Source organism: Coriobacteriaceae bacterium, from assembly GCA_025993015.1.
Classification (GTDB): domain Bacteria; phylum Actinomycetota; class Coriobacteriia; order Coriobacteriales; family Coriobacteriaceae; genus Collinsella.
This window is the reverse complement of the sequence record DAJPFV010000001.1, coordinates 1,800,330-1,826,529: the sequence shown is the minus strand read 5'-3', so window position 1 is coordinate 1,826,529 and position 26,200 is coordinate 1,800,330. Positions and strand designations below refer to the sequence as shown.

The 26,200-nt window shown below is 62.7% G+C and carries 15 protein-coding genes; 6 read left to right on the top strand and 9 right to left on the bottom strand.

Going from position 1 to position 26,200, the window contains the following annotated elements; translation table 11 throughout:
* From OIL77_07845 to OIL77_07830, 4 genes are all read right to left on the bottom strand, one after another.
* Positions 1–1,812 (bottom strand): NADH-dependent [FeFe] hydrogenase, group A6, encoded by a 1,812-nt coding sequence (locus OIL77_07845; GenBank protein HJI45310.1) that lies wholly within the window; start codon positions 1,810–1,812, stop codon positions 1–3.
* A complete protein-coding gene (locus tag OIL77_07840; GenBank protein ID HJI45309.1) occupies positions 1,806–3,638 on the bottom strand; it encodes an NAD(P)-binding protein in 1,833 nt (610 codons plus the stop codon). The genes OIL77_07845 and OIL77_07840 overlap by 7 nt, the downstream gene beginning before the upstream one ends.
* Positions 3,639–3,978: 340 nt before the next feature.
* A complete protein-coding gene (locus OIL77_07835; GenBank protein HJI45308.1) occupies positions 3,979–4,680 on the bottom strand; it encodes a 4Fe-4S ferredoxin in 702 nt (233 codons plus the stop codon).
* Between the two features lie 680 nt (positions 4,681–5,360).
* A complete protein-coding gene (locus OIL77_07830; GenBank protein HJI45307.1) occupies positions 5,361–7,619 on the bottom strand; it encodes a DEAD/DEAH box helicase in 2,259 nt (752 codons plus the stop codon).
* Positions 7,620–8,206: 587 nt separating this feature from the next.
* Here OIL77_07830 and OIL77_07825 point away from each other — a divergent pair.
* The 6 genes from OIL77_07825 to OIL77_07800 all read left to right on the top strand — a co-directional run bounded on the left by OIL77_07825 (position 8,207) and on the right by OIL77_07800 (position 15,314).
* Positions 8,207–9,169: an FHA domain-containing protein gene (locus OIL77_07825; protein ID HJI45306.1), complete on the top strand. Its 963-nt coding sequence runs from the start codon at positions 8,207–8,209 to the stop codon at positions 9,167–9,169.
* 171 nt (positions 9,170–9,340) lie between these two features.
* Complete coding sequence (locus OIL77_07820; GenBank protein HJI45305.1) at positions 9,341–11,425, top strand: DUF6273 domain-containing protein; 2,085 nt, start codon at positions 9,341–9,343, stop codon at positions 11,423–11,425.
* 251 nt (positions 11,426–11,676) lie between these two features.
* Positions 11,677–14,019, top strand: a complete 2,343-nt coding sequence (locus OIL77_07815) for a heavy metal translocating P-type ATPase (GenBank protein HJI45304.1) — start codon at positions 11,677–11,679, stop codon at positions 14,017–14,019.
* Positions 14,020–14,098: 79 nt separating this feature from the next.
* Positions 14,099–14,320 (top strand): heavy-metal-associated domain-containing protein, encoded by a 222-nt coding sequence (locus OIL77_07810; GenBank protein HJI45303.1) that lies wholly within the window; start codon positions 14,099–14,101, stop codon positions 14,318–14,320.
* Positions 14,321–14,458: 138 nt separating this feature from the next.
* The gene (locus OIL77_07805) at positions 14,459–14,728 is read left to right on the top strand and encodes a metal-sensing transcriptional repressor (protein HJI45302.1); all 270 of its coding nucleotides are present in this window, start codon (positions 14,459–14,461) and stop codon (positions 14,726–14,728) included.
* Positions 14,729–14,840: 112 nt separating this feature from the next.
* Positions 14,841–15,314 carry a hypothetical protein gene (locus OIL77_07800; protein HJI45301.1) on the top strand — a complete coding sequence of 158 codons (474 nt, stop codon included), beginning with the start codon at positions 14,841–14,843 and terminating at the stop codon, positions 15,312–15,314.
* A gap of 149 nt (positions 15,315–15,463) precedes the next feature.
* Here OIL77_07800 and OIL77_07795 read toward each other — a convergent pair whose 3' ends face one another.
* The 5 genes from OIL77_07795 to gltB form a co-directional block, all read right to left on the bottom strand.
* The gene (locus OIL77_07795; GenBank protein HJI45300.1) at positions 15,464–16,834 is read right to left on the bottom strand and encodes an amidohydrolase family protein; all 1,371 of its coding nucleotides are present in this window, start codon (positions 16,832–16,834) and stop codon (positions 15,464–15,466) included.
* Positions 16,835–17,324: 490 nt separating this feature from the next.
* Positions 17,325–18,395 (bottom strand): hypothetical protein, encoded by a 1,071-nt coding sequence (locus OIL77_07790; GenBank protein HJI45299.1) that lies wholly within the window; start codon positions 18,393–18,395, stop codon positions 17,325–17,327.
* 196 nt (positions 18,396–18,591) lie between these two features.
* Positions 18,592–19,299, bottom strand: a complete 708-nt coding sequence (locus OIL77_07785; protein ID HJI45298.1) for a hypothetical protein — start codon at positions 19,297–19,299, stop codon at positions 18,592–18,594.
* Positions 19,300–19,653: 354 nt separating this feature from the next.
* Complete coding sequence (locus OIL77_07780) at positions 19,654–21,135, bottom strand: glutamate synthase subunit beta (protein ID HJI45297.1); 1,482 nt, start codon at positions 21,133–21,135, stop codon at positions 19,654–19,656.
* A 5-nt stretch (positions 21,136–21,140) separates the two neighbouring features.
* The gene (gene gltB, locus OIL77_07775) at positions 21,141–25,838 is read right to left on the bottom strand and encodes a glutamate synthase large subunit (protein HJI45296.1); all 4,698 of its coding nucleotides are present in this window, start codon (positions 25,836–25,838) and stop codon (positions 21,141–21,143) included.
* Positions 25,839–26,200: the final 362 nt, after the last annotated feature.

The window sequence follows — 26,200 nt, the reverse complement described above, 5'->3', positions numbered from 1 at the left end:
CTAGCACGTCCCCTCGTTAGGCATCGTCCATGCGTGATGGTCGGTATGCAGCAGCTCCTCGGCCAGCGGCGAGAGCGGCTCGCCCAAGAACTCGCGGTAGCACGCCTGGACATCGGGATTCTCGTGCGAGAAGCGAATGTCCGCAGCGGCATCCAGACCCCACAGCACCTGACCGCGCTCGGCTGCCAGCTCGCAGCCGTCGTGGATGGGCTGACCGCCGCCACCGACGCAGCCGCCCGGGCATGCCATGACCTCAACGAAGTCATAGCTCACGCGGCCGTCGCGAATCGCGTCGAGCAGACGGGCGGCGTTGCCTAGCCCGTGCGCCACGGCGACGCGCACCTTGGTGCCATCGATACCGGCCACGGCCTCCTTCCAGCCGTCCAGGCCGCGCACATCGGTAAAGAAGTCGGCGTCGGGGTTCTTGCCCGTCACCAGGTAATAGGCCGAGCGCACGGCAGCCTCCATCACGCCGCCCGTGGCGCCAAAGATCACACCCGCGCCCGTGCCAAAGCCCAGCGGCGTGTCGAGCGGCTCCTCAACCAGCGTGTCGACGCTCACGTGGCTCGCGCGGATCATGCGCACCGTCTCGCGCACCGTCAGCGCAACGTCCACATCGGGCGTGCCGTCCTCGCCCACCATGCTCGGCAGCGCGCACTCGGCCTTCTTGGCCGTGCACGGCATCACGGACACCACAAACAGACGCTCGGGCTCCACGCCCAGCACCTTGGCGTAGTAGGTCTTGGCGATGGCGCCAAACATCTGCTGCGGCGACTTGGACGTGGACAGGCTGTCGACAAACTCCGGGTAGCGCGCCTTCACAAAGCGTACCCAGCCCGGGCAGCAGCTCGTGAACATGGGCCAGCTGCGGCTGTCGCCCTCGCCCTTGGCGGCCTTACCCAGGCGCTCGAGCAGCTCGGAGCCCTCCTCCATAATGGTGAGGTCGGCCGAGAAGTCGGTATCGAACACGTACTCAAAGCCCACGCGGCGCAGCGCACAAGCCAGGCGCTCGACAGTAGCCTCCTCGCGCGGAATGCCGAGCTCCTCGCCCCAGGCGCTACGCACGGCCGGCGCAATCTGCACCAGCACGATCTTGTCGGGATCGGCGATGGCATCGAACACGGTCTCGGTATCGTCACGCTCGCGCAGGGCGCCCGTCGGGCAATGCGTGATGCACTGGCCGCACGCGACGCAATCGGTCTTGCCGATCGGCGCACGCCCGCGGGTGCCCACGGCGGTATGCGTGGCGCGGTTGGTCAGATCCCAAATCCCTAAGCCCTGCACGCTCTCGCACACCTTGATGCAGCGCATGCATTTGATGCACTTGTCGTTATCGCGGATGATGGGGAAATCGAAATCCCAGCCCTCGCGCGCCAGGTGCTGCTCGTACGGCAGATAGAAGATGCCCAGGTCGTTGGCGATGGTCTGCAGGTTGCAGTTACCGCTGCGCACACAGCTCGTGCAGCGTGAATCGTGCTGCGAAAGCAGCAGCTGCACGTTGGTGCGGCGCGCCTCGCGGGCCTTGGGGCTGTTGGTGTGGACCACCATGCCATCGAGCACGTAGTTGTTGCAGGCGGCAACCAGCTGGTCGCAGCCCTCAACCTCGACCACGCACACGCGGCAGCCGCCGATCTCGTTCAGATCGCGCAGGTAGCACAGGGTGGGAATCTGGATGCCGACGGACTTGGCCGCGTCCAGGATCGTGGTGTGCTCGGGCACCACGACCTCGCAATTATCGATAGTGAGCTTGACCATATTGAGTGCTCCGCTTTCGGTGTTATCGCTGACAGTGGGGTTGTTGAGCTCTACCATTCCAGGTTCCTCCCTCCGCGGAACGCGCCAAAACCAAAGTGGTCGCAACGCAGGCAGCGGCTTGCCTCCTGGCGCGCCTCCTCCTCGGTAAGGCCCTGCTCGACCAGATTCCAATCGTGAATACGCTCGCCGGCCTCGCGCTCACCCAGCTCGCAGCGGCCGCACTCGTGCTTGCCCTTAAACTGAACGGTCGGCAGCTCCACGTCGAGCTTGATCTTGTGGTCGAAGCCCAGATAGCGGTCGATGTTTGCCGAAGCCACGCGGCCGGCGTTGATGGCACGGATGACGGTGGCGGGGCCGGTCTGGCAGTCGCCGCCGCTAAAGAGGCCATCGAAGTTGGGCACGGCACCGTCCGAGTCGGTGACCACGCAACCCCACTTGCAGGCGATGCCCATGTCCTCAAACGGCTTGGAATCGATGTCCTGGCCAATGGCGACAAACACGCGCTCGCAGGGGATGACGCGCTCGGGCGTAGCGGCGGCACGCGGAGCCGGACGACCGCGGCGGGGCTCGCCGATAATCTGCGGTTGCACGCGCAGGCCGCTCACGCGACCATCTTCGCCCGTCTCGATGGCGAGCGGCGCCGTGAGCTCCAGAACCTCGCAACCCTCGGCCTGGGCGCCGGCAATCTCGGCGTCCTGGGCCGTCATATCGCAGATGCGACGGCGGTAGACGATGCTCACCTTTTCGGCACCGCAGCGCACGGCAGAGCGCGCCACGTCCATGGCCACGTTGCCGCCGCCGATGACGCACACGCGCTGGCCGCTCAGGTCGGGCAGCTCGTCGTCTCCGATGGCGCGCAGCATCTTGACGGCCGACTCCACGCCGGGCGCCTCTTCACCCGGAAGGCCGAGCTTCTTGTCGCTATGGGCACCGATGGCCAGGTAGACGGCATCGAACTCGTCGCGCAGGCGAGCGAGCTCCTCGCCGTTCACGGAGTGATCGAGCTCAACGTCGATGCCGGCGCTCAAGATCCAGTCGATCTCGGCCTGCAGGCGCTCGCGCGGCAGACGATAGCTGGGGATGCCGTAGCGCAGCATGCCGCCCAAGTGGTGGCGCTGCTCAAAAATGGTCACCTTGTGGCCCATCACGGCCAGGTAGTAGGCACAGGAAAGGCCAGCCGGGCCGCCGCCGATCACGGAGACGCGCTTACCGGTGTTGTCCACTACATGCGGCTTGTGGTCGTTGAGGTCACTGTGCTCAACGGCAAAACGCTTGAGGGCGAGGATGTTCATGGGGTCGTCGACCATGCCACGGCGGCAATGCATCTCGCAGGGATGCTCGCACACCAGGCCGCAAACGAGCGGCAGCGGGTTATTCTTGCGGATGACCTTGACGGCATCGGCATAGCGGCCGGCCTCGACGAGCGAAATGTAACCGGGAATGTCGACATGCGCCGGACAGCCCGAGACGCACGGGACGCGGGCCTCGCGGTCAAAGCCACAGGAGTGCTCGCGGATGTGGTGCTCAAAATCGTCACGGAAACCGCGGATAGCCGTAAGCGCCATGGCGCCGGCCTCGTAACCGATGGCGCAATCGCTCGAAAGATAGATGGTGCGGGCGGTGCGCTCGATCAGATTGAGCGTGGACTCGTCGGCGCGGCCCTCGAGCACATCGGCGAGCAGATCGCTCAGCGCGCTCAGGCCCACGCGGCAGGGTGTGCACTTGCCGCAGCTCTGGGTGGAGCACAGGTTGACGAGCGCTGCCGTAAACTCAACGGGACACGGGGCGAGCGAACTCACCGCCAGACGACGTCCGAGCGCATCGTGCAGGTCGTCCATGACGGCCTGAGCGTGGCTGCGTTCCATTACGTGCAGTCGAGCCATAAGATCCCCTCTCACATGGCAGCCCGGAGGCGAGGCCGGGCGAAATTGCTACACGCACAACACTGACCTAAAAAGTTGTGAGGTCTCCATACGGTTCGGCAGGCGGTATAAAATGTCACCCTCAGCGGTGAAATAGAACATTACCGCAGATAAATGCCATATTTGATAAAACTCGTTACCAAATTGCAATATTCAATGTGAAAAAGAGCGCCTTACTATTTTTCCTTTTTGATCCGTTTTCCTCCGTCTCCTTCGGATCACATGATCCCTTGGGAACGGAGGAAAACGGATCGTTTTTGGTGCAAAAGGGCCAGGTTTGTTTGCACCAATCTCACTTGCGCTAGATGAAGAGCTCGCATTCCTTCCGCGCGACGCAAACCTTGCTCAGCATCTGGGAAACAGCGGATAGTTTGTTGGAATCAAGCTTGCGAGCACCTCGCGGACATACGGCGATGCAGCGCATGCAGGAGATGCACGCCTCGCCAGCTGCTCGTTTGGGGTCACTCTTGTCGATAGCGCAAACGGGGCACGCCGCGGCGCATGCACCGCAGGAGACACAATCCTCTGTTGCCTCGGGTGCCATGCGGTGACCTCCGGCTTGTTTATAAGGACGATTGCCGGGGATAGAGGGCCCGGACGCATCCTCAGCCAACAGCTTTTGCTGAATTTGCTGCGCAAACTCTGCGAGCTGCGCCGCATCCTGCGCATCCGGTCGCCCAGCAGCAAACTGACGAGCAACGGAATGCTCAGCAATAGCAGAAACCGCTGCAACAACCCTAAATACGGCGCGCTTCGCAACGTCCTCCAGCTCTACGAGCGTGTCCTCAAACGCGCGGTTTCCGTATACGCAAACCAAAACAGCCCGAGCCCCGTTGCCGCGCACCATGCCCAACCGGTCAGCCACCACAGCCGGGATTCTACCGGCATACGCCGGCACAGAGATTACGGCCACGTCGTCCTCAGTCATCGAGACAGCGCTGAAATCTAGCCCGCTATCGGCCAGATCGACGGTAACGGTATTCTTGCCCAGTGCCCCGGCCACAAGGCCAGACACCTTCCGCGTTCCACCCGTCGGACTAAACACAATTTCGAATACGCTCATCGAGGCACCCTCCCCTACGCCTGGCAACGCGTCAAGCCGCTTTCACATCCAGCCAGAGTATACGGCGCATGGGATCCCCGTTTTGGTGCACCAAGCACCCCAATGCACCCACCCTACGCTGTCTGCCTCTTCGTTTTGTATAAATTACGGTACAGATTGTATATATTTACGGGATACCGCCGTGTTCTCCCGAGGTACCCCATCCTGGCCCGTGCAAAAAACGGAGTATTCTGCAACGTGACCGCGCCAGCAATACCCCGAGCGGGCAAACCTTTAGGGCGCTGCGTCATTTTGGGTTCCGACATGGCGAGAATGACGCGCCCCTGCTCCGGAAAACGACGAAATCTGACTCAGAACGCTCGCTAGGGATATCCGAAAGCCACCGTTGGCGACGTCAAATCATATGCAGACAACTCGAACTGCAGAATACTCCAAAAAATGCACGGCGCACCCCATGGGACCCATTGCCGCATGGTAGGAAACAGGCCCACGGCATCCTCTAGATGCATTCCCGAGGAAATCACATTTGAACTAGCGATCGGATACGGCAAACAAAAAGGGCCCCGAGCGTAGTTGCTCGGGGCCCTTGGTTCACCTCGCTCTAGCGGGCGATGCGTATGTTACTTGCGCTTGCCGCCGCCGTCACCGGGGCGACGGGAGCTGCCGCCGCGCTTGCCGCCACGACTATTGCCATAGCTACCACGATTATCGCGACCACCGGCACGGCCGCCGCGGGAGCCGGCCTGGTTGCCGCCACGCCCGCCACGATAGCCGCCACGACGCTCCTCGCGGGTATCGTCGTAGTTGCGCCAGTCATCGCGACGATCGCGGCTGGCACGCGGATCGCGGCGATCGCGCGACTCGTTAGAGCGGCCAGCACCGCTGCGGCTGCCATTGCCACGAGTGCCCTCGCGATGCTCGCCGCCACGGCCACCGCGCTCATCAAAGCGCTTGCCGCCACGGGACTCGCCGCCGCGAGTACCACGCTCGCCACGCGAACCGCGGCCCTCGCCGCCACGGCGCTCATCACGGCCGCCGCGCTCGCCATCGCGACCGGAACGACGACGATCGCCCGAACCACGCTTGCCGCCACGCGAGCCACGGCCCTCGTCCTCGCGCTCAACACGGCGACGACCGCCGCGGTCCTCGTCCTCGCGGCGACGGCGATGCGCCTCGCCCTGGAACTGCTTGGCACGGCGCTCGGCACGGTTGCCGCGCGGGGCCTGCTCAACGACACCAGCACCGCCGCGCTCCTCGGCAGCCACCTCGCGGGCCACGCTCTCCACAGCCTCGTCCACGCGAGCCTGAACGCCCTCGCGCACGCGGGTCTTGCCGCCGCGCTTGGGACGGCTCGGACGCTCACCGTCGCCGCGACGCTCGTCTCGACCGCGGTTGGAACGACCGGCCACATCACCGTAATCGTCGCCGTTGCGTTTGCCGTCGCGACGCGCCTGCTCAAGCTTCTTCTTGCTCTTGGACTTGCCGCGCTTGGTCTTCTTCTTCACCTTAAAGGCCGCAGGATCGCGCTCGGGGTCAACCGCGGGCGGATTGGGGCCCACATGCAGGTCGCCGGCCTCGTAGATGTCGGCGGTCTTGTCCATGAGCTTCTCGATCTCGTAGAACTCATCGACATCCTGCTCGGTCACAAACGTGATGGCCCAGCCCAGCTCGCCGGCGCGGCCCGTACGGCCAATACGGTGGATGTAGTCGGTCGGCTCGGCCGGCACGTCAAAGTTCACGACGGAGCGCACGTCGCTAATGTCGATGCCGCGGGCGAGAACATCGGTTGCCACCAGCACGTCGACGGTGCCGTCGCGGAAGGCAGAAAGCGCGCGCTCGCGCTGGGCCTGGCTGCGGTTGCCGTGAATCGCGGCGGCCTTGATGCCCTTGCGCTCCAGACGACGGCAGCAGCTGTCGGCGCGGTGCTTGGTGCGCATAAAGACGATCGTGCGCTCCGGGCCCTCCTTTTTTAGGAACTCGGGCAGCAGGTTGTTCTTGGCCTCGATGGACACCGGGAACACAAACTGATCGACGGTGTCGGCGGTCGACGTGGCGGGCGCGATCTCCACGCGAGCCGGATCGCTCACCAGGTCGGTGATCTCGCCCACGGCCTCCTCGTCGAGCGTCGCCGAGAACAGCAGCGTCTGGCGCTCGGCCGGCGTCTCACGCACAATGCGGCGGACGGCGGGCAAAAAGCCCATGTCGAGCATGCGGTCGGCCTCGTCGAGCACCAGGACCTTGACCTCGTTCAGGTGGCAGGCGCCCTGCTCGATCAGGTCGACCAGACGACCCGGCGTGGCGACCAGGATATCGCAGCCGTACTTGAGTGCCGCGGTCTGCGGCTTGTAGCTCACGCCGCCCACGACGGTCACGGCAACGTGGCCCGTGACGTCGGCGATTTTGCTCGCGACCTCGTCGATCTGCTGGGCAAGCTCGCGCGTGGGGGTGATGACGAGCATCACGGGGCCACGGCCGTTGCCCTCGGGCTTTTTAGCACCGCGGCGACGGTTGCGGCCGCCGCGCTCGCGCACGGGCTTGGGCGGAGCGATGTGCTCCAGATTGTTCATGGTCGGCAGCAAGAAGGCGGCCGTCTTGCCGGTGCCGGTTTGAGCGGCGGCAAGCAGGTCGCGACCCTCGAGCACCACGGGGATCGAGCCGGCCTGCACGGGCGTCGGCGCCGTGTAGCCCAGGTTCTCGATAGCACGAAGCATCTCGTCCGAAAGTCCCAGCTCGTCAAAGGCGGGCAGGCTCTCGGTAGCGGACTCGACGGCCTGGGCAGCATTGGCCTCATCGGCGGCATCGAAGGCAGCCTGGGTCATGGCCTCGCGGGTCTCGTCCAGAATCTCGGCGTCGGTGACGTCGGATACAGAATTACGCATATGTTGTTGTTCCTTATCTGCACGCGCTATGGGCACGGCATGCGGCCGCGCTGGCGTGCTTGGTAGTGCGCTAATACATACAAAAACGGGTGCGCACAGAGAGGACGTTGCTCAGCACGCTGGCGATCGCTTTGGCAGCCCTATCACGCGCCGTCCAGACGCAGCAGCTCTAAGCGATGGAGCAGATTCGCCGCCGGTTAGTATACCCGCACTCCGTATGCCCCCACGTAAACCACAGATGACGAGGCGGACGGGGCGGGGCTGGCTGATTGTCTCAATCTGTAACATCTACAGGGCAAATCTTCCTCTACGTGTTACGGATCGAGACAAACGGTCGACACAGTTCACAAACGTCTCAATCTGTAACAGTTACCGAGTAAAATCGGCCCTAATTGTTACAGATCAAGACAGAGGGGGATTTCCGTCCAGTCCAAACCAAATCTCTCAGTCTTCCTGCAATTTCGAACATGTGGCCTATAATGTTGCTTTGGTTACACTATTTATTGTGCAGCCATTTAATACGTCGCCCACCGGGGCCATTAATTCCTATCGCCATATTGGCTAGGAAGCAATCAAAGGAGGTATCCGTGGCAGCAGAGACGCCTTGCTCGGTCCTCTATAACGATATTCGCTCGTTCGGCGGTCTTAAACATCTCGAGATCGCCCGAATGCTCATCAATGGAAACTCTTATCTCGGCAGTACCCTGCTCGAGAAATGCTCTTCCAACCGCTCGTATCTCACCCGTTACATCGTCCATCGCAAGCCTGACCAGTGCGCACCCTCCATCTACAGCGACTTTACCGTCACCACACTCAACCTTTCCTCGGCAATCTGCAGCAAGCTCGGCGGCGGCGAGGCCGCCTATCGGGCAATCGCCGAGCACTATCGCGGTCCGGCCGCCAACGAAATGATGTCGGCTCTCGCCAGCTACAAGCTGGACAGCCGCCTATATGCAAATGCCCTCAATCGCATCGACAACTTCGACGGCAATGCCGTGCGCGAGAAAAGCACGCTTTACCTTATGCTCTTTGTGGCAACGGGGGCGCTCGCCGATCCCGTTCAGGGCGTGGCCACCGTCGAGCGCTTTTGCAGCAGCAAGACGGGCGGGCACTTCGGCACCACCGAAACTACCGTCGGACGTGGCTTTATGAACAGCCTGGAACAGCCGCGCACCGTCGCCCCCAACCTCGGTCTGCTCAGAACCCATGCCGACAACTGCGCCGACATGCAAATCCATCCCCTCACACGCGATCCGCGCGGCACCGTGATTGGTTCTTTGCCCAAAACCTCGCCCAGCATCACCGATGTGGGCGCCGACGCATCGCGCGAGCATCTTCGCATTTGGCTCGAGGGTGAGCACTGGTACGCCCAGGGCCTTGGATCGACCAACGGCACAGTGCTCGAATCGGGCGCGGGCGACGGCGATATTGTGATTGAGCCGCCGCGCGACCAACGCGAGCCCGGCAAAGTCTATCCCCCCGTGGAAATCGCCAACAGCGACAGGCTCCATCTGGGTCTCTACACGACATTCCTTGTCATTGTGGACTAGCACGGACGGCGATCGGAAGACGGTCGCCGTCCGTCTTTCGTCTTCTACCTTCTGCGTCGTAAACGACAATACTCAGCGGCATACGTGGGCAGTGCGGCTATCATGGTTCTTTACCGATATCCGCACTGCTCACGTATACGTGCGGCAACCCATGCCAGACAAAGGAACGCCATGGATACTACCGATAGCGCCTATGGCGACAAACTCATCCGTCTTGACACGTTCGACACCGCCGTGGCGGTCGACCCCAGCGCCGAGGACGAGGCCAAGCGTCGGTTTATGACGCTTATTCTCCAGACGGCCCACCGCAACAACGGCAACATCGGGCACGTGCTGCGCGCGACCAACACGAGCGGCGAGGTCTTTGCCGTCAAGCTACTCAAGGACAACGCCATCCTTTCCGGCCAAGCCCCCGACCGTTCCGCCGAGCAATCGGCAGCGCACCTGGCCAACACCGCCGCGCTGTTCGAGGAGTACCGTCATCTGTGTACCGTCTCGCACCTGCGCGGATTTCCACGCGTCTATGGCTACGGATCGTGCGAGGATGACCCGCTCATCCTCATGGAGTGGGTCGAGGGCACCTCACTCAAGCAGGCGCTACCCCTGCTTCCGCACGACGCCTCGGGCGGGCTGACCACCCAGATGGTCGCCGCCGTCGGAAACGCCGTGCTTCGTGCGCTCTTGATGACCCAAGGCCTCGTGAATCCGGTCGTCCATCGCGACCTGTCGCCTGCCAATATCATGTTCCGCACCACCAGCCGAACACTCGAGCAGCAGATTGCCGATTGTTCCTTTGACCCCTGCCTCATCGACATGGGCTCCGCGACCATGGCTCTCGGCGACGACACGATCACCCGGCGCGCCGACATCTGGCGCTTTGCCACGCCCGCATACGCCGCGCCCGAGATGCTCACGCAGGATATCGAAGGCATCGCGGCCCTTCGCCGTTCGCCGGCAATCGATGTCTACGCGCTTTCGAGCATTCTGTACCAGCTCTACAGCGGTCGCAAACCGTTTGACTTTGAGTCGACGGACGCCGCTGCAACCGGCTCGTTCTATCTCGTAAAGACCAAGACCAAGCCGGCGCCGCTCGAGCCGCGCTGCGAGGGCGATGAAGCGCTCGTCCAAATCATCATGAAGGGTCTCTCAGTCGAGCAGTGCGATCGTCCCACCAAGCAGCAGATGCTCGAGGTGCTCTCGGCATACCTCACCGATGCCGAATCCGAGGGCCGCGAAGGCACAGGAGACGAGGCCGCGATTGATATCGATTCTGGCACGCACCTTAAGGTCGACGTCGCCGGCGAGCGCGCGCGAGAGATCCTGGAGCAGGCCCGGCACGATGCCATGACCCGCCGCCGCTTTATTATCGGTGGCGTCGTTGCAGCCGTTGCGGGGCTCAGCGTCATTGGGGCGGCGACCCATGGCTTTGGCATCCCCGACTACCTGGACGGCATCCGCGGTTCGCTTGACGACTACATTTGGGATCAGCTGCAGGAGATTTCGCTCAAGATTAAGGCCGCCGAGACCCGTAGCGAGGCACGCGAGATTGCCAAGCGCTATCACCTGCTCGATGCCGATGGGCATATCCCCTATCCGTGTACCAAGCGTATCACGCTCACCAACGGGCTGCAGGTTGGCGCGCAGCTTGTGGGCATCCGCCACGATGAGCTTCTGGACGGGACGGGCAAGGCCGGGTTGACGTTTATGTTCGACGCGGGTATTGCCGAGCGCAACGCTGCGGCTGAACCGCCGAGCGCCGGCTGGGCAGATTGCGAGCTGCGGGAGTGGCTCAACGGCGACGGCCTTAAGCTGCTGCCCAACGAGTTGCGCGCGCTCATTAAAGGTGTCAAGAAGGTCTCGAACAATGTGGGCGCCGCCAACAGCGCATCGTGCCTGAGCGAGTTGCCCGCAACCCTTTGGCTGCCCGCCATGGTCGAGCTGTGCGGTACGCAACCGCCCGATTCGTTTACCGAGGACTATCACTACCTGGCAGACATCTACAACGGCGAGGGCAAGGAGTATCAGCTCTTCCGCGAGCTCAAGGTAAGCCCGTATTCCACGAACGAGACGATGGTCCGCCAGTGGAAGGGCAAGGACACCTGCTGGTGGGAGCGCACGGTGAGCCCCGACACATCGGAGAGCGAAGGCACGCTCTATATGAACCGCGTGGGACACGACGGCGACGTCTTTACGTACGCAACGCCTGCGGAAAAGCCAAACAAGCTAACCTGTGTGATCCCCGGGTTCTGTATCTAGGCGGCGAGCGTCTTGCCGCAACGGGACCCCTCCCCGGCAATTGTCTCGATCTGTAACAGTTAGAGGTCATTTTCCCTGCTAGATGTTACAGATTGAGATGATTGGTTGGGACGGTCCATCGGCCAACCATCCATCCTCATCTGTAACGAAATCTCATACATTTCTTTCTGTACTGGACACCCCCAGGGGGTATGGGTGTATAGTATCGGCAGGTTAACATTTCCGACACTACGTCACAGAAAGGAGAAGCCATGGCTCAAGATAAGTTCGACGTGGGCGGCATGACGTGCGCCGCGTGCCAAGCGCACGTGGACCGTGCCGTCAGCAAGCTCGACGGCGTCGAGAGCGTCGCGGTCAATCTGCTCGCCGGCTCTATGCTGGTGGACTACGACCCTGCGCAGGTCTCCCCCGACGATATCTGCACCGCTGTCGATCGCGCTGGCTACTCGGCCTCGCCCATCAGCACGGGCACCGACGCTGTCCAAAGCGGCAGCTCGCAGGCCAGGTCTGGCGTCACCCATATGGAGTCGCCGACCAAAAAGTTGGAGGCCGCCGCCTCTGCCATGCGCACCCGCCTCATCGTCTCGATCGTATTCCTTGTCCCACTGTTCTACATAGGCATGGGGCACATGCTCGGCTGGCCGCTGCCCGGCATCTTCACCGACCACACCCACAGCATGACGCTCGCGCTCACCGAGCTCGTCCTGCTCATTCCCATCGTCTACGTCAACGACGCGTACTTTATCAACGGGTTTAAATCACTCGCGCACGGCGCGCCTACTATGGACGCCCTTATTGCCGTGGGCGCCACCGCCTCCATCGCCTGGTCGCTCTACGCCATGTTCATCATGGCCGACCAACTGGCCGCCGGACAGGTCCACGAGGCCATGATGACGGGCATGGACAATCTGTATTTTGAGAGTGCGGGCACAATCCTGTCGCTCGTCACCGTGGGCAAATACCTCGAGACGCGCAGCAAATCCAAAACCGGCGGCGCCATCGAAGCGCTGATCGACCTGGCGCCCAAGACCGCGACCGTCGTGGCAGAGGACGGCACCGAAACCACCGTCGATGTCGACGCCATCCTTCCCGGCCAGGTCCTGCGCGTGCGCCCCGGCGAGTCCATCCCCGTCGATGGCGTGGTGCTCGAGGGCAGCTCGGCCGTGGACGAGAGCGCGCTCACCGGCGAGTCCATCCCCGTGGAGAAGACCGCCGGCGACACTGTCAATGCGGCCACGGTCAACCGCACGGGCTCGTTTACCTTCCGCGCCACGCGTGTGGGCGCCGACACGTCGCTCGCCAAGATTATCCAGCTCGTCGAGGACGCCAACGCCACCAAGGCGCCCATCGCCCGCATGGCCGACAAGGTCGCCGGCGTATTCGTGCCCGTGGTGTTCGCGATCTCGGCCGTGACCTTTGTGGTGTGGATGGCACTGACCGGCAGCGTGAACGAGGCGCTCACTTCTGCCGTGGCCGTGCTGGTGATCAGTTGTCCGTGCGCGCTCGGCCTGGCCACGCCCGTCGCCATTATGGTAGGCACCGGCAAGGGCGCCGAGATGGGCATTCTGTTTAAGAGCGCCGAGGCGCTGGAGAACCTGCGCAGCGTGGGCACCGTGGTGCTCGATAAGACGGGCACGGTCACCCGCGGCAAGCCTGCCGTGACCGATATCGTAGTAGCGACGCGCGCTGACGGCTCGCCTGCCATGAGCGAAAAGGCGCTGCTTAAGCTAGCCGCCGCGTTGGAGCGCTCAAGCGAGCACCCGCTGGCCGAGGCGATTATGGCCGAGTGCGAGGCGCGCGGAATCGTCGCACGCATGGTCGAGGACTTTACCGCCGTGCCCGGGCGAGGCGTTACGGCACGCGAGGGGCAGAATGTCATCGCCGCCGGCAACGTGCGTCTGATGGACGAGCTGGGCGTGAAGGTTCCCGCCGGCCTTGCCGAACAGTTCGCGGCCGAGGGCAAAACGCCGCTGTTCTTTGCCAAGAACAGCGAGCTTGCCGGCACCATTGCCGTGGCTGACGAGGTCAAGGAGACGAGCGCCGGAGCCATCGCCGCACTGCGCTCGCTTGGCGTCGACGTGCGCATGCTCACCGGCGACAACCGCGTGACGGCCGAGGCCATCGCCCGCCGCGTGGGGCTGAGCAGCGAACAGGTCATCGCCGACGTCCTCCCTGCCGACAAGGAGCGCCACGTCCGCGAGCTGCAGGATGTGGGCGGCAAGGTCGCCATGGTAGGCGACGGCATCAACGACTCCCCCGCCCTGGCGCGCGCCGACGTGGGCCTTGCTATCGGCACCGGCGCCGACATCGCCAAGGAGGGCGCCGACGTGGTTCTCATGCGCAGCGACCTCATGGACGTCGCCCGCGCCATCGAGCTTTCGCGCGCCACGATCCGCAACATCAAGCAGGACCTGTTCTGGGCACTGTTCTACAACGGCATCGGCATTCCGCTGGCGGCGGGCGTGTTCTTCCCGCTCACCGGATGGCAGCTCTCGCCGATGTTTGGCGCCGCGGCCATGAGCCTCTCGAGCGTCTGCGTCGTAAGTAACGCGCTGCGCCTGCGAACCTTTAAACCATCAGTTGCGGTGAAATAAGGCGTAACATGCTTAGCTAAACCGCTATTTAGTCCGTATTCCACCGCAACTTTAGGTACTCAACTAAAAGGAGATAATCATGAACTACATCGTTAAAACGTCTGGCCTTATGTGCGGCCACTGCGACGCTACTGTCGAGACTGCGCTGCTCAACGTAGCCGGCGTGACCGACGCCGACGCCGACCACGAGACCCAGACCGTCCAGGTAGAGTGCGCCGACACCGTGACCGCCGAGCAGCTCGCCGCCGCCGTCGAGGGCGCGGGCGAGAAGTTCCACGCCCTGTCCGTGACCGCCGCGTAGCAGGCGCTGCCAACCCAATCCTCAGAAGTTGCGGTGAAATAGTTCCTGTTGTAGCGCTTCAAGCCTGCAAACAAGAACTATTTCACCGCAACTGACGGGGGCATCTGAAAGATCGACCAGAAACGAGGACCCGCCATGATGGCAGACCATAAATCGGTGACCCGCATGCTCAAGACGGCACGCGGCCAGATCGACGGCATTCTGCGGATGGTCGATGAGGACCGTTACTGCGTCGACATCTCCACGCAGCTCATGGCCACGCAGGCGCTTATCGCCCGCATCAACGCCGATGTGTTGAAGGCACACATCGAGGGCTGCGTCGCCTCGGCCATCGAATCGGGCGACGAGGAGCTCAAAGCCGCCAAGCTCGCCGAGATCGAACGCGTCGTCGACAAGCTCGCCAAGTAATTGGTGCAAGGGGGACAGGTACGTTTGCACCATCTTGGTGCAGATTAACCTGTCCCCAATGCACCAAAAGGGGTATAAAGGCGTGCAGCATATCGAACGAAAGGCAATTCGCATGAATGACTTTATGAAGGGTCGCAACGGCGCCGACGAACTCACCGTCGTGTTGGGCTTCGCAGGCATTATCATCGCGATGATCGGATCGATGGCCCGTATTCAGTGGCTCAGCTGGATCGCCATCGCCGTTATCGCGCTCGGCGTGCTGCGCGGCCTGTCCAAAAACATCGACGCGCGCCGCAAGGAGAACAATGCCTTTGTCACGGCGACCGCAAACGTCCCCGGCCTCGGCAAGTTCGTCGCCAGCTTGGGCGGCGGGACTGCAGCTGCCAACGCCTCGCGCACGGCCGGCACCAGCAAGGAGGACTTTGAGCGCGCCAAGCGAACGGCCAAGAAGATGTGGAAGGGTCGCAAGACCACGGCCTACCTCAAGTGCCCCAACTGCGGCCAGATGCTGTCCGTCCCCAAGGGCAAGGGCAAGATCCGCGTCACCTGCCCCAAGTGCCACGCCAAGATGGAGACGCGCTCCTAGCGCCCGCACGCGGGACAAATTAATCAGGTTTGTTTGCCCCAATTCTTAAGTTTTTGTTCGATAAAAAAGCCGAGGCCTCGTGTTGAGACCTCGGATTTTTACATGGAGCGACATCATTCGATAAAGCTGTCGCCCCATCGCGCCAGCGCCTAAGCTACGCCGTCGCGAGTGAGCTCCTCTGCCAGGGCTTCTGCCGGCATGGCCATAATCGCGTCGAGCTCCGCGTCAACCTCAGGGATACGCTTGACCTTGAGCTTGCGCACCAAGTCACCGCGGCACATCACATGCATCGGCTCACGCAGAGCGCACAGGTCATCGAGCGGGTTCTCGCGCGTCGTCAAAATGTCGGCCGCCTTGCCGCACTCGATCGTACCGGTCTCGTCACCCAGGCCCAGTAGCTCAGCATTGACCTGCGTGGCCGTATGCAGCGCAAACGCATTGCTCACGCCCGCGTACTTGGCAAAGTAGGCCACCTCGCGCCACATGTCGTACTGCGTCACGAACGGGCAGCTCGAGTCCGTGCCCAGGCCTACCTTGATACCGGCTTCTAGCGCCGCACGAGCACTCTCGATAATGCCCGAGCACACGATGTCGCCGTTCTTCTTTTGCGTGTCAGTCGAATGAGTCTTTTCCGGATCGAGCAACACAAACGGCAGCGCCGGGCTGATGGTGCAGGTCACACTCGGCGCGCGTCCCTCGAGTTGCGTACCTGCGGCACCGTGATACAGCTCCATGATCTCGGGGGTCATCGGAGCGCCGTGCTCGATTGTGTCGACGCCGGCCTGAAGCGCGGCCTTCACACCTTCGGTGCTCTCGACATGGGCCATGACCGGAAGGCCAACCTCGTGCGCCGCCTTGCACGCCGCCGCGGCGACATCGACCGGCATGCGCAGCACGCCCGGCTCGCCCACTTCAGTCGCGTCGAACACGCCGCCCGTCACGAACAGCTTAATGACGTCGGCACCACGCGCGTACAAGTCGCGCACCTGTTCGGCCGCCTCGAAGGGACTGTTGGCCACCTGGGCGAACAAGCCCGCGCCATGGCCGCCCGGCACCGTGACGCCCGTTCCCGGCGCCACCAGACGCGGACCCTGATACTTGCCGGCGTCGATGGCGTTGCGCACGGCGATGTCGGCAAACAGCGGGTCGCCCGCACCGCGCACCGTAGTCACGCCACTTGCCAGCTGCTGCTGAGCGCTGCCCTTGAGGATATGGCGCACGATGGCGCGGCCCACGGGATTGTCGAGCTTCTTCATCAGCGCGCCGGCATCTCCCGCCGAAACCGGCTTGCCCGAACCGCACAGATGCACATGCATATTGATGAGGCCCGGCATGAGATACGCGCCGCCCAGGTCGATAACCTCGGCACCCGCAGGTGCTTGCGCCACGGCGCTCGGACCAATCCAGGTGATGACACCGCGCTCAACGGTCACGGCCATATCGGGCTGCGGCTCCATATGCTCCGAGCCATCCAGGACGGTCGCATTGATAAACAACGTGGGACGATCGGCAGTCGCCATATCGAGCTCCTCCCTCACGATTAACTTGAACATTTGTCCATTATTACCCAGCGCGGAAGGATTGCTGCGGACATATCGGTTAACGGGAGGAAGAGAGAAATGTGAGGGCAAACGGAGACAGCGCGGCGATGTTCCGGTCGTTCCAGCAAAACGTCTTGATTTGTAACAGGTAGACCGTCTTTAACCTTCCAAATGTTACAGATCGAGATCTTTCGGCACCGCGTCCAACCTTTGTCTCGATCTGTAACAGTTAGACCGGTTTTTGGCCGTTAGATGTTACAGATCGAGATATTCTCCAGCCCCGTCGTCAAACGTCTAAATCTGTAACAAGTAGACAGGTTTTCGGCCTCTAGATGTTACAGATTGAGATCTTTTAGCGGCAGCCAACCTTCTGTCTCGATCTGTAACAGTTACGAGGCCAAACGGCCCCTTGTTGTTACAGATCGAGACAAACTCGGTAGGAACAACCACACCCGCGTCAGTTGCACCCTCAGCGCCCATACCACTGGCGTCTCCATTCCTCGGCCAAATCGACCCGTCGCGGAATACCCGCCAGTCTCATCTTTTCAGCCAGCCTCCCCGGATTCTTGAGCTCATCAAACGTAAACCGAAGCACCTTATGTCCGAGCATTGTCAGATGGGACTCCCGCTGACGTTCTGCCACGAATGGGTTGATCGACTCCCGACCCTCGTCGTTCTGCAAGGTATACTTCCCCTTTCCGTCCAGCTCGCCAATCACGCACGTTCCGTCCTCGAGCCTCCAAAAATAATCAACGCGAAACACTTGGCTCGGATCGAGCGGGTCACGAAACTCCACTTGCAACCCCGGCACCGGAAACCCATACGCGATAAAAAATGCCCGAAAACGAGACTCGCCGCCGTTTTCGGACAGCCCGTCCGCATACGACGCGATCACCTGCGCTCTGCGATACCCGTGCTTGCCTTCACAATCTATACGAAGCTGCTCACAAAAGTCATCGCGCGATACGCCCTTTGTCCGCAACGCAGAATCGGCAATCGCCAGGCCATACGAAAACGGCGCGCGCAGCAGGCAATCCTCTACCGTGCGCCAAAACGGCGTCGCCCGCACGCCGTCGGCTTGTTCAAGCGCACCCGCCGTCTGCGGACGCAACAGCCGGCATCCTGCACTCAGCGGCACCGAGCAACCTGTCTTAACAAGAAATCGCGGCCCGAGCAGATCATTCGGCACCTCCAGACCCCACAAAAGCGCCGCGTCATAACCCCAAAACGCCCAATCGGGATGAAACTCCGCAAGCCCTTTAATGGTCCGCAGCGCTCGCTCCGCCGGCGTCAACGCATCCCAATCATGTTGAAAACAGAACAAATACGGCTCGGGCTCCGCAATATCATCGGTTCCCACATGACGCCGCAGCCACATGAGCTCGGCATTGTCGTGCGTCACAAGCAGCACGCCTTGTTCAGCCGCCTTCGCGAGCCTAGCAAGCATCCTATTCCGCGCCAAGGTGTTACGCGTTGCATGCTTGTGTTTGAAAACGGTATTAGACACTTCCATCACCATCACATCGGACAAATGGGCCATTGTCACCGTTGCCGCTGTCGACAAACGTCTTGATCTGTAACAGTTGGGTCGAGTTTTGACCTGTAGATGTTACAGATTGGGACATTCCCCCAGCCAGGTGCCAAACGTCTCGATCTGTAACAGGTAGACCGGTTTTTTGTCCCTAAACGTTACAGATCGAGACGAATAGACAGGCGGCGGCGCGACTGCCCATCCCCTACTCCCATTCCTGCTCGTAGATGTTGAGCGACTTCACGTACCGCCCCTGGGCGCCCATGATGTCGCGGACCAGGCGTAAAAAGAAGCTGACGCACGAGGTGTCGAAACCGTCCTCTAGGTCCTCGGGATGCACCGCGCCCGGCCCGTCAACCGCCGTGTCGCTCAGGCGCGCGATGTCATACAGGTAGAGCTGTCCCGCCGTCAGCCATACATCGTCGACGCACGCGAGTCGCACCGCAATCGCGCCATCGTTCCAGTGCTCCTTTTGCACGATATGTGGGTCGTAGACGTCAAAGCGACGGTCGGTGCGCGTGTCCTTCAGCACGACCATGCCAGTCGCGGGATCCTTGTCCAAAATGCCAAAGCGCGAGAAATACTGCGTGTCGCGCACCTGCTTAAGTCGTCCGAGCGAAGCAGGAGAAATTGACGCTGGCGGCTCGTCCACATACAGCTCCAACAGCGTTTTGCCGTGGTAATAGGGGCGCTCAAACAGCAGCCAATCGGTAAACGCCATGTTGTAGGCCATGATTTCGTTTTGAGAAGGTTCCTCGCAATAGCTGAGCCACGGATCGACGATAATCTCGAACTGCTCGCGCGCCGGCTCCAGGAATTGAAACTTCCGCAGCATCCAAAAGTGAGCCATGTCGGCAATATCGTTGCCGACGGCTTCGGCCAGCTGTGCTCGGTCAAAAACTTGGTCAGTCATGGCATCCTCCTCAAACTGATGAACCTCAATTTGAGCTTACGAGGAGGGCGAGCAGCCACTGTCAGCGCGGGCAAAATAGGCCTTCGACTGCAAACCAGATGCCAACCAAACACTTGACGGGACACTTGACCGAATGAGCGCACCGCAAAGAAACCGCAGGTAGACATAGACAGACAACCCGCCCTTTTGAGCCAGATGCCCGCAGCCACCACAGAAAGAGCAGAGTAGCACAGTCGCAAACGTCGACGAATGAACACTTGTACGTCGACAAACGAACAGGCGCCCCGCGAAGAGTGTCCCCAACGACTAGACAAAAAAATGACTAGTCGTTGGGGACGTTCTTAAATGACTACTTTACAGCTCCAGCGCATCGGCGACTTCGGCTGCGCAGGCCAGGGCATCGGCCATGGCGTTCACCACGAGCGAGCTGCCGTTGCGAGCATCACCCGCCACATACACCGGCGCGGCATCCGCGGCGACGCCGTCGACACGGGCCGCAAGGTGCGAGCCCTCGGCAGCCATCACCGGCAGCGGACGACCAGCGGTGGCAACAGACACGCCAACGGCGTCGAACACGCCATGCTCGGGACCCGTAAAGCCGCAGGCGATGAGCACCAGCTGGGCCGGCACCTCGTGCTCGGAGCCCGCGATGCGCTCGGGCTTGCCAGCCGACCAATCCAGATCGACCACGCGCAGGCCCGCGACCGCGCCCTTCTTGTCCAGCAGCACCTCGAGCGTATCCACACCCCAAGCGCGCATCTCGCCACCCATGGCAGCGATGGCCTCCTGCTGGCCGTAATCGGTCTTCTTCACGTTGGGCCACTGCGGCCAGGGGTTGCTCGCCGCGCGCGCATCAGGCGCCGCCGGCAAGAACTCAAACTGGCGCACGCTGCGCGCACCCTGACGTACCGCGGTGCCCACGCAGTCGTTACCGGTATCGCCGCCGCCAATGACCACAACGTCCAGGCCGCGCGCGTTCACCGCGGGCTCGCCGCCATCGAGCACCGAGACGGTCGAAGCCGTCAGGTAGTCCACCGCGTACACCACGCCGGGCGCATCGATGTTCGCAGCCGAAAGACCGCGGGGCGCACGAGCGCCGGCAGCCACCACGACGGCGTCAAAGTCATCGAGCTTGGCTGCCACCGCAGGGTCCGTCACATCGGCACCCAGCTCAAATACAATGCCCAACTCGCGCATGAGCGCCACGCGACACTCGACTACGGACTTCTCGAGCTTCATGTTGGGAATGCCATACATGAGCAGGCCGCCCGGACGGTCGTCGCGCTCAAACACCGTCACGCGGGCGCCTCGGCGAGCGAGCTCCCACGCTGCCACCAGACCAGCAGGACCGGAACCCACCACGGCAACCGTGGGTGCGCCCTCCCCTGCCGGCTCAAAGCGACGCGGACCGCCATTTGCCCACTCATGGTCGCTGATCGCACGCTCGTTGTCATGGATCGTCGTGGGCTGGCCATCGACCGAACCCAGGTTGCACGCGGCCTCGCACGGCGCCGGGCACACGCGACTCGTGAACTCAGGCATGGGCGAGGTGAGCGACAGACGCTCGGCAGCCTCGTCCCAGCGGCCGCGATACACCAGCTCATTCCACTCGGGAATCAGGTTGTGCAGCGGGCAGCCGCTCGGGCGCGCCTTGCCAAAGCTCGCGCCCATCTGGCAAAACGCCACGCCGCACATCATGCAGCGGCTCGCCTGGGCGCGACGTGCATCGTCATCGAGCTCCACATACAACGGATCAAAATCATGGCTGCGCTCCTCCACGGGGCGGAGCTCGTGGGTCACGCGATCGATATCAAGAAAAGCACCGGGCTTACCCATGGCACTTACGCCTCCTTCTTGGTCGAAGCAACGGGGCTGGCAGCCACGGACGCAGCGTCCACGGCACCGCCCGCAACATCAAAGCGAGCGACATCCTCGGCGCTCGCGCGACCGGTCACGATGTCAAACGCCAGCTCCTCTGCCTGCGCATGCGTCTTGCCGGCAGCCTCGCCCGCGGTGACAATCGCCAGCACGCGCTCGTACTCGGTCGGAATGACCTTCACAAAGTGCTTGCTCATCGTCTCAAAGCTGTAGAGCAGCTTGATGCCGCGCGGGCTCTGCGTCGCGTCCACGTGCTCCTGGATGAGCTCGCGAATCTGCGCCAGCTCGCCGGCCGTCGGGGCCTTGAGCTCAACGCTCTCGTGGTTCACACGGGCATCGAGCGTGCCGTACTGGTCGAAGACATAGGCCACGCCACCCGTCATGCCGGCGGCAAAATTCTGCCCGACCTCGCCCAGGATGAGCGCCAGACCGCCCGTCATGTACTCGCAGCCATGGTTGCCGCAACCCTCGACCACAACGGTGGCACCGGAATTGCGCACGGCAAAACGCTGGCCGGCAAGACCGTTAATGAAGCCGCGACCGCTCGTGGCACCAAAGAACGCAACGTTGCCCACGATGATGTTCTCGTCGAACTTGTAGGTCGCATGCGGGTTGGGGCGCACCGACACCTCGCCGCCCGAAAGGCCCTTGCCAAAGTAGTCGTTGGCGTCGCCGCACACGTTGAGCGTAATGCCGCGCGGCAGGAAGGCGCCAAAGCTCTGACCGGCCGAGCCATCGCAATCGATGGTAATGGAGCCGGCGGGCAGGCCCTCGGGATGCGCCTTGGTCACCGCGTTGCCCAAGATGGTGCCCACGCAGCGGTTGACGTTGGCGATATCGGCGCGGAAGCGAATCGGACGCAGGTGCGCACGGGCATCGGCCGTATAGGGCACAAACAACGTGGAGTCGAGCGTCTTGTCGAGCTCGCTGTCCGCGGCCATCTGCGGCAGGAAGTGGCGACCGTCGGCGCCCGGGATGTGGGCACCAAACTCGCAGGTCGCGCTCGCCAGCACGGGCGACAGATCGAGCAGGTTGGCCTTGCGGTTGCCCGGGACCTCGATCTGGCGCAGGCACTCGGGATGGCCAACCATCTCGTCGACGGTGCGGAAGCCCAGGCTCGCCATGACCTCGCGCAGCTGCTCGGCAACAAAGAGCATAAAGTGCTCAACGTGCTCGGGCTTACCGCGGAAGCCGTGACGCAGGCGGCAGTTCTGCGTGGCAATTCCGGCCGGGCAGGTGTCCTGCTGGCAGTCGCGCTGCATGAGGCAACCCATGGAGATGAGCGGCATGGTCGCAAAGCCAAACTCCTCGGCACCCAGCAGGCAGGCGACGGCGACGTCGGTGCCGTCCATGAGCTTGCCGTCGGCCTCGAGCACCACGCGCGAGCGCAGGCCGTTTTGCAGCAGCGTCTGCTGAGCTTCGGCAAGGCCAAGCTCCAGCGGCAGACCGGCATGCCAGATGGAATCGCGAGCAGCGGCACCAGAACCGCCGTTGTGGCCGCTGATCAAGATCTTGTCGGCGGCACCCTTGGCAACACCGGTGGCGATGGTGCCGACGCCGGCCTCGCTGACCAGCTTGACCGACACGCGCGCGCCGGGGTTGGCATTCTTAAGGTCAAAGATGAGCTCGGCCAGGTCCTCGATGGAATAGATGTCGTGGTGCGGCGGAGGCGAGATCAGGCCGATGCCGGGCGTGGACTGACGGACCTCGGCGATCCAGGGGTAGACCTTCTTGCCGGGCAGGTGACCGCCCTCGCCGGGCTTGGCGCCCTGGGCCATCTTGATCTGAATCTCGAAGGCGCTGCACAGGTAGCGGCTCGTCACGCCAAAGCGCGCGCTTGCTACCTGCTTGATGGCGGAGTTCTTTGAGTCGCCGTTGGCCAGCGGGGTCTCGCGACGCGGATCCTCGCCGCCCTCGCCCGAGTTGGAACGGCCATGCAGGCGGTTCATGGCGATGGCCATGCACTCGTGCGCCTCTTTGCTGATGGAACCGTACGACATGGCGCCGGTGTTAAAGCGGCGGACGATGTTGAGCGCGGGCTCCACCTCGTCGAGCGAAACCGGCGTGCGGCCGCTGGCATTAAAGTCGAGCAGGTCGCGTAGGCGCACGGCACGGCCGGTGCGGTGCAGGCGGGCGCTGTACTCCTTAAAGGTGTCGTAGCTGTCCTCGCGGCAGGCGGTCTGCAGCAGGTAGACGGTCTGGGGGTCGATGAGGTGTTCCTCGCCGCCGAGCGGGCGCCACTTGGTCAGGCCCAGCGTGGGCAGCTGATCGGGAGCCGGGCTCTTAAGGATAGCGAGCGCGGCGTCGTAGCGCTCGTTTTGCTCGCGTTCAACGTCCTCGACACCCATACCGCCCACACGGCTCACCGTGCCGGCAAAGTATGCGTTGACGAACTCCGGCGTAAAGCCCACGGCTTCGAAGATCTGCGCCGAATGGTAGCTCTGCACCGTGGAGATGCCCATCTTGGACATGATGGAGACGATGCCAGCGGTCGCGGCCTTGTTGTAGTTGGCGATGCCCTGCTCGGCCGTCACGTCCAGGTCGCCGCGTGCCGCCAGATCGCGGATGCACGCATGTGCGTTGTACGGATAGATGCCGCTCGCGGAGTAGCCCATCAGTGCCGCAAAGTCGTGCGGGGACACGGCGTCACCGCACTCCACCACGATGTCGGCAAAAGTACGAACGCCGGCGCGGATCAGGTGGTTGTGCACGCAGCCCACGGCGAGCAGCGACGGCACGGGCACCTCGCCCGCGGCAGCGCGGTCGCTCAGCACCACGATGTTCACGCCGTCGCGGACCGCGGCCTCGACGTCCTCGGCAAGCTGTTTGAGTGCAGCCTGCAGCGCGCCTTCGCCCGCGTCGCGGCGGTACACGGCACGGAAACGGCGGGTCTTAAAGCCCACGCGGTCGATGGCGCAGATGCGGTCGAACTCTTCCTCGTTGAGCAACGGGCGCTCTAGGCGCACCAGCTGGCAAGCCGTGCGGGAGTCCTCGAGCAAGTTGCCGTGATTGCCCAGGTAGAGCGTGGTCGAGGTGACCATATGCTCGCGCAGGGCGTCAATCGGCGGGTTCGTGACCTGGGCGAACAGCTGATAGAAATAGTCGTAGAACGAGCGTGTCTTCTTGGACAGGCAGGCCAGCGGCGCATCGATGCCCATCGAGGCGAGCGGCGCCTTGCCCTGCTGGGCCATGGGGCGCACGACCTCGTCGACATCGTCCCAGTGATAGCCGAGCTTGGCCATGCGCACGGCAGCGGGCACCTCGGCGTCCTCAGCCGGCGTCGCCGCGGCGGGCTTATCGAGCGCGTCGACGGTCAACGTCTCCTCGGCGATCCAGTCGCGGTAGGGCTTTTCCTTGGCGTAGCGGGCGCGCAGCTCGTCGTTGTAGATCACGCGGCCGCGGGCAAAGTCGACCTCGAGCATCTGGCCCGGTCCCAGGCAGCCGCTCGTCAGGATGTTCTCGGGGCGCACCTCAATGGTGCCCACCTCGCTCGCCAGCATAAAGCGGCCGTCGCGCGTCACGTAGTAGCGGGCCGGGCGCAGGCCGTTGCGGTCGAGGGCGGCGCCCAGGGTGCGGCCGTCGGTAAAGGCGATGGCGGCCGGGCCATCCCACGGCTCCATGAGCATGGACTGGTAGGCGTCGTAGGCGCGGCGCTCCTCGCTCAGGCTGTCGTTGTGGTCCCACGGCTCGGGCAGCAGCATGGATGCGGCACGCGTGAGCGGACGACCGTTCATGACCAGGAACTCGAGCACGTTGTCCAGAATCGCGGAGTCGGAGCCTTCGCGGTTGATGATGGGCATCACGCGCTCAAGATCGTGCTGCAGCACGGGGCTGTACAGGTTGGGTTCGCGGGCACGGATCCAGTTGACGTTGCCCTTGAGGGTGTTGATCTCGCCGTTGTGGATGATAAAGCGGTTGGGGTGTGCGCGCTCCCAGCTGGGCGTGGTGTTGGTGGAGTAGCGCGAGTGAACGAGCGCCACGGCCGTCTTGACGGCGGCGTCGTTGAGGTCGATGAAGAAGCGGCGCATCTGCGTGGCGACGAGCATGCCCTTGTACACGATGGTGCGCGAACTCATGGAACAGACGTAGAAAATCTTGTCGCGCAAGGCGAACTCAGCGTCGGCCTTCTTCTCGATGGTGCGGCGGCACACGTACAGGCGGCGCTCGAAGGCATCGCCGGCGGGCGTGTCGTCCGGACGGCCCAGGAAGGCCTGCAGGATAGTGGGCATGCAGGCGCGGGCCGTCTCGCCCAGGTCGTGCGGGTCGACGGGCACCTCGCGCCAAAAGAGCAGCGGCACGCCGGCCTCGGCGCAGCCCTCCTCAAACACGCGACGGGCATCCTCTACGCCCTTGTCGTCCTGTGGGAAGAACAGCATGGCCACGCCATAGTCGCCCTCTGCCGGCAGAATCTGGCCGCACTTTTGAGCCTCTTTACGGAAAAAGTGATGCGGAACCTGGAACAGGATTCCGGCGCCGTCGCCGGTGTTCTTCTCGAGTCCGGTGCCGCCGCGGTGCTCCAAGTTGACCAGAATGGACAGTGCGTCGTCCAGAATCTGGTGATGGCGCTCGCCGTTGATATCGGCAAGCGCGCCGATGCCACACGCATCGTGGTCGAATTCGGGGCGATAAAGGCCCTGCTGCTGAGCGGAATCTGCCTGCATCGCGATCCTCCCCTAGATATTAGACAGTCAGTTGAATAGGCATACTAGGAGCATCGCCGGCCCGTTGTGTTTCCCACCCGTTTCGAAACAATCGCGTAACGCACGCCCTACGAGTGGACACCGCCGACCTCAAGGGCGACAACATAGGCCCCAAGTTCGGCCTGCAAACTCACCTCTTCAAACATCTCAATCTGTAACAGTAAGACCCAATTTCGACGACTAACTGTTACAGATTGAGATGTTTTCGAGAGACGGTTCCGAATGTCTCAATCTGCAACATGAAGGGCCGGTTTTGGCGGTCAGCTGTTACAGATCGAGATTTTCCATAGGACCATTTCTTCCTGTCTTGATCTGTAACACCT

What these genes read in the sequence shown, in the direction of transcription:
- OIL77_07820 (HJI45305.1), top strand. Translation starts at nt 9,341, where the DNA reads ATGGATACTACCGATAGCGCCTATGGCGACAAACTCATCCGTCTTGAC.
- OIL77_07780 (HJI45297.1), bottom strand. Translation starts at nt 21,135, where the DNA reads ATGGGTAAGCCCGGTGCTTTTCTTGATATCGATCGCGTGACCCACGAG.
- OIL77_07795 (HJI45300.1), bottom strand. Translation starts at nt 16,834, where the DNA reads ATGGCGACTGCCGATCGTCCCACGTTGTTTATCAATGCGACCGTCCTG.
- OIL77_07785 (HJI45298.1), bottom strand. Translation starts at nt 19,299, where the DNA reads ATGACTGACCAAGTTTTTGACCGAGCACAGCTGGCCGAAGCCGTCGGC.
- OIL77_07805 (HJI45302.1), top strand. Translation starts at nt 14,459, where the DNA reads ATGGCAGACCATAAATCGGTGACCCGCATGCTCAAGACGGCACGCGGC.
- OIL77_07810 (HJI45303.1), top strand. Translation starts at nt 14,099, where the DNA reads ATGAACTACATCGTTAAAACGTCTGGCCTTATGTGCGGCCACTGCGAC.
- OIL77_07830 (HJI45307.1), bottom strand. Translation starts at nt 7,619, where the DNA reads ATGCGTAATTCTGTATCCGACGTCACCGACGCCGAGATTCTGGACGAG.
- OIL77_07845 (HJI45310.1), bottom strand. Translation starts at nt 1,812, where the DNA reads ATGGTAGAGCTCAACAACCCCACTGTCAGCGATAACACCGAAAGCGGA.
- OIL77_07790 (HJI45299.1), bottom strand. Translation starts at nt 18,395, where the DNA reads ATGGCCCATTTGTCCGATGTGATGGTGATGGAAGTGTCTAATACCGTT.
- OIL77_07840 (HJI45309.1), bottom strand. Translation starts at nt 3,638, where the DNA reads ATGGCTCGACTGCACGTAATGGAACGCAGCCACGCTCAGGCCGTCATG.
- OIL77_07800 (HJI45301.1), top strand. Translation starts at nt 14,841, where the DNA reads ATGAATGACTTTATGAAGGGTCGCAACGGCGCCGACGAACTCACCGTC.
- gltB (HJI45296.1), bottom strand. Translation starts at nt 25,838, where the DNA reads ATGCAGGCAGATTCCGCTCAGCAGCAGGGCCTTTATCGCCCCGAATTC.
- OIL77_07815 (HJI45304.1), top strand. Translation starts at nt 11,677, where the DNA reads ATGGCTCAAGATAAGTTCGACGTGGGCGGCATGACGTGCGCCGCGTGC.